The 13,779-nt window shown below is 37.8% G+C and carries 11 protein-coding genes; 8 read left to right on the top strand and 3 right to left on the bottom strand.

Going from position 1 to position 13,779, the window contains the following annotated elements; all coding sequences use genetic code 11:
- Positions 1 to 1,117: 1,117 nt before the first annotated feature.
- From FQ087_RS19260 to FQ087_RS19250, 3 genes are all read left to right on the top strand, one after another.
- Positions 1,118 to 1,522, top strand: coding sequence for a hypothetical protein (locus FQ087_RS19260; RefSeq protein WP_149582231.1), 405 nt, complete (start codon positions 1,118 to 1,120; stop codon positions 1,520 to 1,522).
- A 586-nt stretch (positions 1,523 to 2,108) separates the two neighbouring features.
- Positions 2,109 to 2,918 (top strand): polyphosphate polymerase domain-containing protein, encoded by an 810-nt coding sequence (locus FQ087_RS19255; RefSeq protein WP_149582230.1) that lies wholly within the window; start codon positions 2,109 to 2,111, stop codon positions 2,916 to 2,918.
- Positions 2,887 to 3,573, top strand: a complete 687-nt coding sequence (locus FQ087_RS19250) for a DUF4956 domain-containing protein (RefSeq protein WP_255452456.1) — start codon at positions 2,887 to 2,889, stop codon at positions 3,571 to 3,573. Before FQ087_RS19255 ends, FQ087_RS19250 begins: the two co-directional genes overlap by 32 nt.
- Positions 3,574 to 3,707: 134 nt before the next feature.
- Here FQ087_RS19250 and FQ087_RS19245 read toward each other — a convergent pair whose 3' ends face one another.
- From FQ087_RS19245 to FQ087_RS19235, 3 genes are all read right to left on the bottom strand, one after another.
- Positions 3,708 to 4,832, bottom strand: coding sequence for a M20 family metallopeptidase (locus tag FQ087_RS19245; protein ID WP_149582229.1), 1,125 nt, complete (start codon positions 4,830 to 4,832; stop codon positions 3,708 to 3,710).
- 17 nt (positions 4,833 to 4,849) lie between these two features.
- Positions 4,850 to 6,259 (bottom strand): YfcC family protein, encoded by a 1,410-nt coding sequence (locus FQ087_RS19240; protein ID WP_255452455.1) that lies wholly within the window; start codon positions 6,257 to 6,259, stop codon positions 4,850 to 4,852.
- Between the two features lie 389 nt (positions 6,260 to 6,648).
- A complete protein-coding gene (locus FQ087_RS19235) occupies positions 6,649 to 8,706 on the bottom strand; it encodes a sigma-54 interaction domain-containing protein (RefSeq protein WP_149582228.1) in 2,058 nt (685 codons plus the stop codon).
- 257 nt (positions 8,707 to 8,963) lie between these two features.
- On the opposite strand from FQ087_RS19235, the gene rlmD reads away from it, so the two are divergent.
- The 5 genes from rlmD (at position 8,964) to FQ087_RS19210 (ending at position 13,776) form a co-directional block, all read left to right on the top strand.
- On the top strand, positions 8,964 to 10,358 hold the full coding sequence (gene rlmD / locus FQ087_RS19230; RefSeq protein ID WP_149582227.1) for a 23S rRNA (uracil(1939)-C(5))-methyltransferase RlmD: 1,395 nt from the start codon (positions 8,964 to 8,966) through the stop codon (positions 10,356 to 10,358).
- Positions 10,359 to 10,793: 435 nt separating this feature from the next.
- On the top strand, positions 10,794 to 11,309 hold the full coding sequence (locus tag FQ087_RS19225; RefSeq protein WP_255452454.1) for a sigma-70 family RNA polymerase sigma factor: 516 nt from the start codon (positions 10,794 to 10,796) through the stop codon (positions 11,307 to 11,309).
- Positions 11,309 to 11,755: an anti-sigma factor gene (locus FQ087_RS19220; RefSeq protein ID WP_149582225.1), complete on the top strand. Its 447-nt coding sequence runs from the start codon at positions 11,309 to 11,311 to the stop codon at positions 11,753 to 11,755. Before FQ087_RS19225 ends, FQ087_RS19220 begins: the two co-directional genes overlap by 1 nt.
- A complete protein-coding gene (locus FQ087_RS19215; RefSeq protein WP_149582362.1) occupies positions 11,748 to 12,839 on the top strand; it encodes a hypothetical protein in 1,092 nt (363 codons plus the stop codon). The genes FQ087_RS19220 and FQ087_RS19215 overlap by 8 nt, the downstream gene beginning before the upstream one ends.
- Positions 12,832 to 13,776: a hypothetical protein gene (locus tag FQ087_RS19210; RefSeq protein WP_149582224.1), complete on the top strand. Its 945-nt coding sequence runs from the start codon at positions 12,832 to 12,834 to the stop codon at positions 13,774 to 13,776. The genes FQ087_RS19215 and FQ087_RS19210 overlap by 8 nt, the downstream gene beginning before the upstream one ends.
- Positions 13,777 to 13,779: the final 3 nt, after the last annotated feature.

Below are 13,779 nucleotides of genomic sequence, written 5' to 3'. Positions count from 1 at the left end.
TCATGTAATAACTAAAAAAGATGTAAATGAGTCAGTTTTATAATTACTTATTTCAAGTATATAGACGAACATTATGTGGTCATCTCTTCTAATCATTCGTTAATATTGCACACTACATTCGTTGATTGGAGCGTAAGGCGGCGACTCCAGCGAAAGCCGTCACAAAGAACGGCTTTTGCGAACAAAAGCGTAGCGTTGAGAGCAGGATGCCTTAATTTCCGCAAAGTACGCGCAGAAATACGGCAAATCGAACCCTGTGCTGTTCGATTGGCTGAAGCCGTGCCCGCGGAAAGCGTCCGCCTGAAGCGCAAATCAACCTTGTTCGGATTCCATGGTTAATAGTTCTATTATGAAATTGATTTAAATAAATGCATAAATTATTTTCACTAAATTACGATTCTATTGAAATGTAACAATAGTAGGTCATTCTCTAAGTAATGTGGATGTGCCGTATTTATTATTATGATGAAAATCAAATCGAGCAGTTTAGAGAAAAGTTAATACAAGTAGGTATAGATGAACAACAGATATATCTTATACCCTCTACAAAAATTTATGATTTACCTATTATAGAACAAATAGTATAAAACCAAAATTTTCGTAGGTTCTTAATTGGTTTTGATCAATCTTTTTTATAAAACTTTCATAACTAACTGAAACCAAACCCACCTATTTTGATCAATCTTTTTTCAAAACGGGTGGGTTTCTTCTATATGTGGAATTAATGTTTGTAACCAACTTTTAATCAAACTTTATTCCAAACCAACAATAGGTCCTTTTTATGGATATGAAAGCCTTTCTTTAATTCTGGCATACGAAATAACACCAATGGATTAGAGGATAGTATATATTTAAGTCGGAAAAATAGTTGATATATTTCCTTTATGTGTAATGCTGAGTAATGTGGTCTGTATACTTAAACAAATGAAATAGTGAGCATAACGAAACCTTTCATGTGAGTTATCCGTATATTGAATAGGGATAAAATGGGGAGTGGGAGGAGGGGTAATTTATGTTTCATAAGTCACATTGGAAACGCAGTTCTTTCTTCACAAAGAAGAACTTTTAAGGAAAGACTGGGGTTGTCATATCTTTTGTTGTTATGAGCCTCTTACTTGTGGGCTGTACTCAAGAAGAGCCACAAGATAAAAACATAGAACTTATTCAAGCCTTTCTGAAGTATGAATTGAATACGCCGAATAAAGAAGCGATACAAGCACAAAACGAATGGTACGAGTGGATTGAAGGTCAGCAGGGGAGTATACCATTCAGTAAAGAGTATGACGCATATTTAAAGGATAACTACGGACCATATTTCTCTGAAAGTGGTTACAAAAAACTTATTTCTAGAAATCAAATCTTAATGTTCCACATAACGGCTAACGAATACGATCATCAAACAACCGTAAGTAAAATCGACGTAGAGCAAAGTAAAGATACCCCAACGAATTATTACTTTACCGCTTATATTGACTATAAAAAAACGGAAAAGAAAAAGTTAATGCAGAAATCACAGGTGTAGCGATTCTTCGACCTGGTGGAATAGAGGAAATAAAGTACTTTGGTGACAAGAAAATGTTGAGAACGCTTATGACGGGGAGTAAATAATAAAAGTGGAAAATGAAATTTCAAAAAGAATTACCTAACTAATGGATGTTCATAGTTAGAGTATATAATCTGTTGTCAAATACCACTCATAACTTACTATAAAATAACACGAAAAAGAGCACCCTTTTGGTGCTCTTTTTAAATGTCTTTTTTGATATTTTTCTTACTCTATACCTTCTGGAATGGACTCGATTTCGACTATTATTTGTTTATTTTATCCCCAAACAGAGAGTCCGTTAGTCTTCGTGATCTCTTTTTTTGTGTTGATAAAGTTAATCTTCAATCAGAGGGGGGTTACTTCGTCCCTCACTGATTGTTAGTTTAACCATTCGGGCTTTTTTACGGGCAGTTGATCCCCTACTTATTATTCTCGTGTCCTTGAAGAATTGAAGTGGGGGTCTTACTGCCCGTTAATGCGGGACAAATTGTTTTAAGGTTTGTTTAAGGTTCGTCTTTTAGTATTTAGTTCATAGAGCGACAGCTAAAAGGAGTAGATGGATATGGCGATCGAAATCTTCAGTCGGAAAGAGCAAAAGTATTTAATCACTCGCCGCCAATACGAAGAACTTGTGGAACGGATTGGACCTGAGATGCGAAATGATAAGAATGGCGTCGATGGAAAATATTCAGTCACTAGCCTGTACTTTGACAATGTGGAGAAAGGCATTTATTTTGAGACTAAAAACAAACTAAAATACCGTCAGAAATTACGATTGCGCGTATACGACGATGCAAATCTTACTAGCACGGCATTTTTTGAAGTGAAGCAGAAACATAAGCAAGTCGTCAATAAAAGACGGATGCTTTTGCCGCTAGGGGAAGCGTATCGCTATTTAGAAGAAGACGGTCAAGCGGGTTTTGATCACTACAAAACGTCCAATTCACAAGTCATGAAGGAAATTGATTACTTCCGTAAGTTCTATCGGTTACGTCCCGAAATGGTCGTATCGTATAGCCGTCACGCATTGCACGGTATCCATGATTCAGAACTGCGTATCACCTTCGATTTCGACTTACGTTGCCGTAAAGAAGATCTGCATATCGAGAATGGTCCGTACGGAGAGCATTTCATCGATCCAGATCTCGTCGTGCTAGAAGTGAAAGTCGATCACAGTGTGCCGCTTTGGCTAGCTCGTATTTTACAGGGGCTTCAGTGTGAGCAGCGCAGTGCTTCAAAGTTTTGTACCAGTATGGAACTGCTGAGTGGAGATGTATTACCGCAGGCAGGCTATTTTGAACCAAATGAATTGGAAGAACGACTAACAGGAGGAATAGAAAATGGATCAGATCACGAACTTGTTTTCAACTAATGGATTGGATGGAGCCACTCCGACTATGTGGATGAGTATTACCGCGATGGCACTTGCTGCGGTTCTAAGTTTTATCATTACGAAAGTTTATCAAATTACATTTACAGGAGAGCGCTATTCACAAGCGTTCGTTCATACAATCATTATGATGAGTGTTGTCGTGTCGGTTGTCATGAACGTAGTAAGCGGAAATGCCGGTGTAGCGTTTGGTTTATTTGCCGTATTCTCGCTCATCCGCTTCCGAAGTGCCGTGACGAACGCGAAGGATATCGCCTACATCTTTTTTGGATTATGTGTCGGGATGACAGCGGGACTGTTTCAATTCCCTCTGGCCATTGCATTGACGTTATTCGCCAGTCTGATTTTCTATATTCTGTTCAAAGTGGACTATGGCAAGGGGAAAGATACGCAAATCCTTAAAGTAACTGTCCCTGAAAACCTAAATCACGAAAATTTATTCGATGATATCTTGAGTGAAAAAACCGACTACTTCCAACTTCGACAAGTTGAAACAACGAACTTGGGGACGATGATTCTCTATACATTTGCCATCCGAAGCAAGAACGATACAAAAGATCAGGACTTGCTGAATGAAATCCGTGTACGTAATGCGAATCTGAAAGTATCTCTATCTTATCTTGAGATGCGGGACTGAACCGTAAGACCGAATTATAAAAACAGCCGTCTATTACGATTTTTTAAATCGAATAGACGGCTGTTTTTATTTCTTGCTGATTCCTCAATTATGAAATTGACTCAAATATGTTGAACTAAAGCATTTAGTCTATTCTATAAAGAACCAATTAATTTACACAACAGTGCTGTGCGGTTTGGAATTTCACTTGCTACTATATGCTCGTTTCTAGCGTGGATGCCTTTACCTGCAGCGCCCAGACCATCTAATGTCGGCACTCCTATGTTAGCGGTGAAATTACCATCACTGCCACCGCCTACATACGCTTCTTCTAAATCCATGCCTAAATCCTTTGCGACTTTTTTCGCAATCGTAAATAGCTCACCTGTTTTATCATTACGGTTCATAGGCGGTCGGTTAATGCCACCTCTTACCTTAAGCCTAATTCCTTCTGAATTAGGTTTTAATTCCTTTATAATTCGATCTACTCGCTGCTGTTCTTCTCGAGATTTTACACGTACATCAATACCAAACGTTGATGAATCTGCTACAACGTTTAGTTTTCCGCCACCTACTATAGAGCCTACGTTAATAGTCGTGCCAGTATCATAATCAGTGAGAGATTCTAAATAAACAATTTGGTGGGCTGCTTCCTTAATCGCATTAATCCCATCCTCATGATTATTCCCGGCATGAGCAGCTTTGCCTTCAATATGAACATAGTATCTGGATGTGCCTTTTCTACCCGTTTTCAATGCTCCTGATTCTTCTGCTGGGGGTTCTGTGACTAAAGCAAAGTCACTATTCTTTGCTTCTTTTTCTATAATTCCCTTGGAAGAAGGGCTACCAATCTCTTCATCACTTGTACACAGAAATACCACTTTTTTCGTTAGTGGGATCTGTAAATCTTGAAGCGCTTTCAAAGCCCAAATGGCTTGGACGAGTCCACCCTTCATATCAAGAATTCCCGGTCCAAAGACTTTGTCTCCCTCTACTTTAAACGACAAATCTCCCTCGTTCCAAACGGTATCATAGTGCGATAACAGTAAAATTGTTTCTTCGCCTTTACCAAATTCAAAACGAAGATGATTTCCATAATTCTCTTGCTCGATTTCTTCGGCTTTGTAGCCAAAATAGCGATGGAATAAATTTTGGATTTTTTGATTGCAAATATCTGCTAATTGCTTATTATTTGATGGAGAATCGCTCTCTACTAAGTATTGAATGTCTCCAAGTATATGTTCTTTATTTTCTAGCATATATTTTATTATTTGATCCATAATTACCCTCCTTTAATTTAAAATGGTCCGTAATCAATGAGCACAGCGATTGCTATTAAAATCATGGCAACAATGGACCATAGAATTACGAGTGGAAATATAAACTTAACCCATTTCAAATATGGAATTTTCCCAACTGCGAGTACCGCCATTAATACGCCAGATGTTGGTGTAATCATATTGGTAATACCATCTCCCAGTTTGAAAGCAAGTACCCCTGTTTGCCTAGTGATGTCTAGCATGTCCACCAACGGAACAATAAAAGGCATTACAATAGCTGCTTGACCTGTGCCAGAAGTTACAAGTAAATTAAAGAATAAATTAAACAAAAATATTGCTTCAGCTCCCACTATCGTTGGCAAATTACTCAACGGTGCAAACGCGGAATTTACAATGGTATCTAATACATTACCATTTTCAAGTAAAATAACTGCAGCTCTTGCTAAACCGATAACCAAGGCCCCGTAAATGATGCCTTGAGCTCCTTTAATAAATACCTGAATAAAGTCATTTGCATTAATTCCTCCAATGAATGCTGCGACAATCCCCATCATAAGGAAAATAGCAGACAGTTCACCGATACCCCATTCAAAATTAAATACACCATAAAGGAATATTCCGATGAATACGGCGAATGTTAGTAAGACTAATTTATGTCTACCGGTAAATGGTCCATATTCTTCTGCTTTTTCATCAATACCATCAGCGTCATCAGCAAACGGCGTAATTCCCATTAAACCTTTTGATGGATCTTTGCTGATTTTTCTTACATAGAGACAAATATAAATGATTGTAACAATAAGCAAAGATATAAATGCTGCAAATCGAAGACCTGCACCGGAGAATAATGGGAGTTCAGCAATCTTTTGTGCCAATCCAGTTATCACGGGATCAAACGTACCAGTAGCTACCCCTACATATTGACCTAAATAAATCATTGCCACACCAACGATTGGATCAAGTTTCAATGCTTTTGCGAGAATAATCCCAATCGGAATAAAGGCAATAACAGCATTACCACTTAACCCCGCCATATCCATACAAGCAAATAGTACAATGAAAGTAATTATAAGTGGATATCTTCTGCCATTTGCTTTCTGAATCATTGCATTTATACCTGTGTTGATGGCTCCAGTGTGTTCAAATATAGCAACAATTCCACCGACAATAAGTACCATGAAGATCAAATCTGCACTATCTGTCATCCCTTGATGAATTGCAACAAAGATATCCATTACGGAGGATGGGGTAGCTTCTGTAGTAGCATATGTACCATCAATAACGACTTGCCTACCATCAACATCTTTTCTTTCAAAGGACCCTGATGGTACAAGATATGTTGCAATTGCCGATAATACTATAATGCCAAAAATGATGATAAATGCATCTGGCATCGGAAAACCTTTTTTCTTCTTTTTCTGTTCCAAATTAATGCCCCCTTTAAATTACAATATAATGATGAGATCACGCTTATTTCCTAAAGTTAACTTAGTAATACGAAAACTCTCAACTAAACATATTGCAAGAATCATGCCAACTTTTCAGGATAGTAAATAGCTTATTTAGAAGAGTTTATATTATAAATTAGTGTTTATAGGTCTATTTATAGGTTATTAACTAACCGAAAAAACAACCTAAAAAAACACGATGGTTGTCGATTAGCCAAATACAGGAATTTTTTCGTCATATTCCGCTTAATGCGATGAAAAATCATACGTATTCTGCCTTTTTCTCTTCGGCAATAAATATACGATTAAAAAAGCACCCCAATTGTTAGATGATGTCTAACAATTAGGGATACCAGTAAATCCACCATTTACACATTTAATCTATTAAATATTTCCACACCCAGTTCAGTCATCTCTGTCCCTTGTTTTTTTATGCCAACTTTAATACATTTAGCTTTATTTAATATCGATAATCGATGTCTCAACTGTGAATCCGTTAAAAAATAAGGGAGCATTTCTTGTATGACACCTCTCCCTACACTCTGTTCTCTCTTTTTACAAATCCAAAGTATTTGTAATATGGATTTGTAGTCTTCTATAAAATTTCCTGTTTTTAAATATAGAAGTGTCTCTTCAATTTCCGATAATGAATTACCTTTCTTTTGTGATAGTAAAATCTGATTGGGTATATGATTTTCAGTAACCACATTCCCTTCAACGATGACCATTAAATAGTGAATGAAGCTTTCAAGTTCTCGGATATTACCTGGCCAATTATAGTTTAGTAAGAGGTTTTTTATATCTGTTTCAAAAATTAAATTGCTTTTATTCAACTTTAATAAGGAATCTATCAGTATAAATAAATCCTGTTTTCTTTCTCTAAGTGAAGGGATCTGTAGTGGTAAAACATTTAGGCGATAATATAAATCTTCGCGAAATGTACCTTCTTGCATCATTTGATATAAGTTTTTATTGGTAGCTGCAATAACTCGTACATTTATCGGTATGATTTTGTTGCCACCTACACGCATGACTTGACGTTCTTGAAGGACTCGTAGAAGGGAGGCTTGAATACTTAATGAGGCATCCCCGATTTCATCCATAAAAATAGTTCCATTATGGGCTAGTTCGAATAAACCCATTTTCCCTTCCTTTCTAGCGCCTGTAAATGCCCCACCTTCATATCCAAATAGTTCACTTTTTATTAACGTTTCGGTTAGTCCTGCAAAATTAACAGCTACAAATGGGCCGTCTTTTCTTTCTGAACTAGTATGTATAGCTTGTGCAAAGACTTCTTTGCCCGTACCATTCTCTCCTGTAATTAACACTGTATAATCACTTTTAGCCAATCGAACTGCTTTCTGTTTTGCTGATACAATCAGAGGACTTTTTCCAATAATAGAATCAAATGAATATTTTGTTGTTAAACCTAACTCTGTACTTTTTCGTCTAATTTCTTGCTCCATTTTTTCAACTCTTGTAACATCTTGAAAAGTAATGACAAGACCTACTAATTGTTTGTTTAATGTTAAGGGAACTTTAGATACCAACAATGAGCGATTGTTTAGTTGAAGTAAGGTATCCAGTTGTTCTTTTTGATCCACAAATGTCTCATGGATCTGGAAAGCAGGTAGAATTTCGCTATAATTCTTTCCGATAAAAGATAAAGAAGGAAGTTGTAAGATTTGATATGCATCTTCATTTATCAGTGTAATGTTCCCTTTTTCATCTAGCCCTATAATCCCTTCATGGACTGCGTTTAAAACAGAATCTAATTTTTGCGTTAATTGTTTTTCATTTTGGATTGATAATGATAAATTTCTGCCCATTTTCACAAAATCTCTAAAAAATCCTGCCGTATAAAAGTGTGCTTTTTCTAAAGAAAGATTTAAAAGACGGGCAATATCAAGCATAGTCGTTAAATCAATTGGTCGGTTTTCTAAATTAATAATTCTTTTAATATGCTTTGGTACAAGTTCGGGTTGCCCGAAAGTAATAGCTATGTCTTGATGCTCTGCATGTTCAATGTCTGTAAAACCCGGAACAAAAGGAACTAACGTTAAATGCCCAAATCCAAAGGCATATAGAATATCAATAGAGTCTAAAGCGACTTCTATAGAGTTAGTAACCATTAAAATTCTTGTTTTAGCAGGAAAGCCTAAGAGTTGTTCTAGCTTTTCTATTTGAATAGACCTTCGTGCAACCATAACAGGTATGGTTGTATTTAATTCTCTAATCGTTTTTTCAAGCGCAGGGCTCGTTACTAGAATTAAATCAGCGCTATGCATAACCTTTTCATTTAATTGAGATGTTTCATAACATATATTAATATCAATTTTTGAACTAAAAAACATTCTAAGATTTTCTTCAAATGTTTTACATACTTTGTTGGTTTTTGTTACGAGAAGTATAGTAGGCTTCTTCATCTTCTCCTCCATATCCACGATTTAGTTTGCACTTATTCTATCAAATTTTAAAGTAACTTAAAAACTTTGGAGTGTGGCGTCAGTGAAACTGCCACAAGTAGAAGAGCGCATATGGTGTCAATGGTAGGCACTTTTTGCATGTTCATTCAAATCCATTTTAGTTATAATGACAAGGTATATCTGTTTTGAAGAAGTACACAAGCAATATAAAATAATTCCTCCATACATGAATGGACTGTTGAAAGGGGAATCATTCCTTGACTAGTATAAAAGAAGTAACGCACGTCACGGAAATTGACCATTTAGATGGTAAAGGCAATGGACGAGCTATGATTTGGCGTGAGAGTGATAGAGGTTCCAATCCTAGAAAGCTGAAGCTGACGATTCCACAGACGCTAATAGGAGAGTCAGTGCAGGTCGTCATCGAAGATTCCGAAAAACGAAGAAGAAAAGTAATGTTTGAAGAGATTCTAGTCGCAAGCCCCGAACGGACGGTTGCGCCTTGTCCGCATTTTGAGCTTTGCGGAGGTTGTGTATGGCAACACTGGACGTATGAAGGGCAATTGAAGCATAAGACCGAGCAAGTGAAGAACGCATTGTTAAGTGAAGGATTCGATCCTGAACTAGTATTGGATACGATCGGCATGGATGACCCTTGGCATTATCGAAATAAGATGGAGTTCACGTTTTCGATTGAAGGGGATATGGGAATGCATGAACAAGGGGATTTCCGCAAAATCATCCCACTGGAAACGTGTCTAATTGCAGGCCGAAATATGGTCGATGGCATGTTGGAAGTCGGCGAATGGGTAAAAGAGTTCGGCCTTAAAGGCTACGACAAAGAGGCACATGTTGGGCTTCTTCGTCATTTGATGGTGCGGGAATCGTTTGCGACCGGTGAAATGATGTTGGCATTGTTTGCTACAGAAACGCCTGACGGTGAATTGGCGTCTGCAGTTGAAAATCTTGTCGAGCGTATCACGAAGAAGTTCCCGAATGTGAAAAGTCTTCTTTGGCTTGTAAACACAGACTGGGCTGATCGCACACAATCCGAGGATACGCATCTGTTAGCGGGGCGTGATTTTATTTATGATGAAATGGCAGGCTATCGCTATCGTCTTTGGTTTGATACATTCTTTCAGACGAACCCAAAGCAAGCCCAAAAGCTTGTGGACCTTGCGTTGGAAATGGGTAAACCAAAGGAAGACGAGAAAATGATCGACCTATTTTGTGGTGTCGGCACGTTCTCATTACCATTCGCTGCACGTGTGAAGGAATTGGCGGGAATCGAGATTGTCGAGACATCGATTGAATCTGCAAAACGCAATGCTATCGATAATGATTTGCATAACACGACATTCCTTGCCCGTGATGCACGAACGGGACTAGATGAGATGCACGATCAGTTCGGATTTGCTGATATTCTGTTGGTTGACCCACCACGTTGCGGAGCTGGCGGGAGAGTGATGCGCCGCATTGGGCGTTCCCAACCAAAACGGATCGTCTATGTATCTTGCTGCCCTGAGACATTCGCAACGGACATAGCTGAATTGCTACCATTCGGCTATAAGCTTCAAACTGTGCAACCTGTTGATCTTTTTCCGCATACTGTACATGTGGAGTGTGTGGCTTTGTTGGAGTTGGAGAAATAATAATAGAGAATCCCAAGAATCGATGCTTGATTCTTGGGATTTTTGTTTATGGAGAGAGATGAAAATCCAGTAAAACAAATTTAATAGTAGCTTATTACCCTTGTAAACACTGCTAGTATAGTGTTCTGAAGAGAGGGCAACTTCTGCCGTACTTCATTGAACTCTTTCTTTAAAAGTAGTCGTATCAGCGGTTTAAAGAAAAGGGATATTGACCAATGGCACTTTTGGGGAAGCAATGAAGAAGTTTGGGGAATGGTGAAAATAATGAATTCAGAAGTATTTACTTAACAGGGGCAGACTTTCTAGTCTGGCTCTTTTACCAGTTAATTAATATTTTTGGAAATGTGTAGGGTATAGTAGGGGGAGATGCGTCTAATAAGGTAGATAGTGTGAAAGGGGGAGAGTGCTATTCAGGATGAGATTTTAGTAGAAAAAGTGAAAGTAGGCGATGAACAGGCGTTTCGTTTACTGATTGAAAGATATAAAAATGATTTGTTCAAGGCGATATATCCGATCCTCAGGAATGAGAAGGATGCAGAGGATGTAACGCAAGAAGTGTTTTTAAAAATCTATTATGCTCTCCCTCAGTACAAATCGCAAGGTCTGAAGGCGTGGATGACGCGGATTGCGATTAATCATGCAATCGATTTGAAGCGCAAGAAGCAACGTCAGAATGAAACTGTTCTTGAACCAGAAATATTTTCAGCAGGATCTCAACCAGGTTGTAATACCGTTGCTCATCTTCTGCGAAAAGAACAGAGAGAAGAGGTACGAAATCGATTAGATGAAATGCCCCCTAATTATAGAGATGTTATTTATGCGTATTACATAACTGAAAAAAGTTATAAACAAATAGCGGATGAGCAGAAGGTTGAGGTTAAGACAATAGAAATGAAATTGTACCGTGCAAGAAATTGGATGAAGAAACATTGGAAGGAGGATGATTTTTGATGAGGCATTTCAGTAACGAAGAGTGGATGAGTTATATAAACGATAAGTTATCAGCAACAACGTGTGGAGAGCTAGAAAATCACCTATTTTCCTGTGACCAGTGTTTAGAAGTCTATATGAAAATGATAGAGAGACAGGCAGAGGAGCTACCCGTAATAGATACTAGTAGCTTTACAGATGAAATTATTGCGGAACTTCCTCAAAAGAAGGTGCGAAAAAAAACGCTATATCAGCGAACGCTATTTCATTACTCGGTAGCGGCAGTTATTACATTAACACTTATGACAACTGGTATCTTCCAAAGTGTTATGGGGGTTGTTACTACAGTTGAAGCATCATCACTATCAAAGTCAGAACAAAGTGTATCGAATAACCTAATGGAAAAGACTTTGGCACTATTTGAAATATTGGATCTAAAACAAAAGGAGGTCAATAATGATGACTAAAAATCCACTACTTGCGTTCTTCCTCACCTTTATTCCGGGAGTGGGCCATTTCTATTTAAATCGAAAAGTCAGAGGGTTTGTCTATGGGGCAGGGGCCGTATTGCCTTTCATATCGGGTTTATTCCTGTTTATTTTCTTTTATTCAGAAGAACCACTTATTCTTGGGTTTGTCACCGCAGTAATCGTAACGGCAATTAGTTTAATGGATATGCTACTTTACTTATTAAAAAATCCGAGAGTACCAATACTCACTGACCAAATGCAACAAACAACAACCGAAACTAAAACGGGCGACAATGAACGCTTTTATACAATTTTGCTTTCTTTTATCCCGGGGTTAGGTCATTTCCAACTAGGTTTAATGAACAGGGGTTTAACATTCCTTATCGGTTTTTTTGGACTTGGAACGATGATCTTATTTATTTCAGCTTTCACGAACCAAGGTGAATTTTTGGTATTTTTAGGGATTCTCCCTGTGCTCTGGGTGTATAACATGTTTGATGCGGTTCACCAAGTGGGCAAAAAGTTACGAGGCGAAGAATTAATAGATAAGACGATTTTAGAAGATTTCGAAGAAACACGCCGTGAACAAGGGAGGAAAAGTAAGACGTTAGCCACGGTATTATCGATTTTCCCAGGTGCTGGACATATGTACTTAGGCTTGCAAAAACGTGGCTTACAGCTCATGGCAGCGTTTTTGTTAGGAATTTATATTTTAGACATTTTAAGACTTTCACTGTTCCTGTTTTTAATCCCAATCATATGGTTTTACAGCTTTTTTGATGCATTGCAAAAGGTTTCGATGCACGGGGAGGAGGAGCTAGAAGATACCCCAGTGATTTCGTATTTTGTGAATCACCAAAAATGGATAGGGATTGGTTTGTTGGCGCTAGGACTATATTATTTGGTTATAAATGTGATTATCCCTGTGTTAGCGCCGACATTAAAGACGAATCTAGGAATTGATATTGAATACTGGTATTATAACTATTTCCAAGTTAGTGTTATCTGTATTTTATTAATTGGCGGAGGCTTGAAGCTAATGTTCGGAAGCAAAAGCCGAAAGGTGGGTCATGATGCGTAAATGGCGTGTTGGTACTATATCGATGGGATTATCTCTTGTATTGCTAGGGGGGTTCTTATTTTTAGCTCAAATTAAGGGAATAAAAATGTTTGAACCATTTCTTGTGTGGTGGCCGATCATCCTTGTTGTATTAGGGATTGAAATTATCTTATACCTCTTTTTATCAAAGCAAGAAAATCCGATTGTAAAGTACGATTTTATAAGCATTTTATTTGTTGGGTTATTAGGCACTATTGGAATTGGCTTTACGGTTTTAACTTCAACGGGTTTATTAACCGAGCTTCAAACACTTGTGGTGGCTGAGGATAAATCATTCAATCTACCTTCAATTGAGGAAGAGCTACCAGACAACATTAAAAGAATTGTCTTGGAAACGAGTGATCATGAAGTGAAAATAGAGGGTTCTGACGTAAATCAACTAACTATATTTGGTACCTATAGAGCAAGGGTTAATCCGAAAAGCAATCCTCTGATTGCGGACAAGGACAATTATACACTGACAAAAATAGTAGGTGACACCATGTATGTGACGATTAAGGCTACTTCTCGTCATTCGGGTCCTTTCGCGACCTATCTGACAATCGAGCCTACGATTATTGTACCAGATAGTGTTCGCTTAGAGGTGAGAGGAAAGCATAATACAATTGCGCTGTATCCAGGTTCACTTGAAAACCATTGGACGGTTGATGGACCAAGCTATGTTACCATGCATGTTGGAAAAAATAATGATGTATTGCTTTCAGTTACTTCAAGAAATAACCTGCAAAATGGTAATGTAAAATGGGATTCTATTGAAACATCAGACAAAGGCGGAATCGACGAGTTTAAAGAGGAAGTAAACGACAAACTTTACAAAGGTACATTAAAGATAGGAAACGGAAAATTCCATCTTGGTATATTTAATAGTGAGCAAGTCTCCGTAAATTTGGTGGAATGAATT

It is taken from the genome of Sporosarcina sp. ANT_H38 (assembly GCF_008369195.1).
GTDB lineage: Bacteria > Bacillota > Bacilli > Bacillales_A > Planococcaceae > Sporosarcina.
This window is presented reverse-complemented; position numbering and strand designations above follow the sequence as displayed.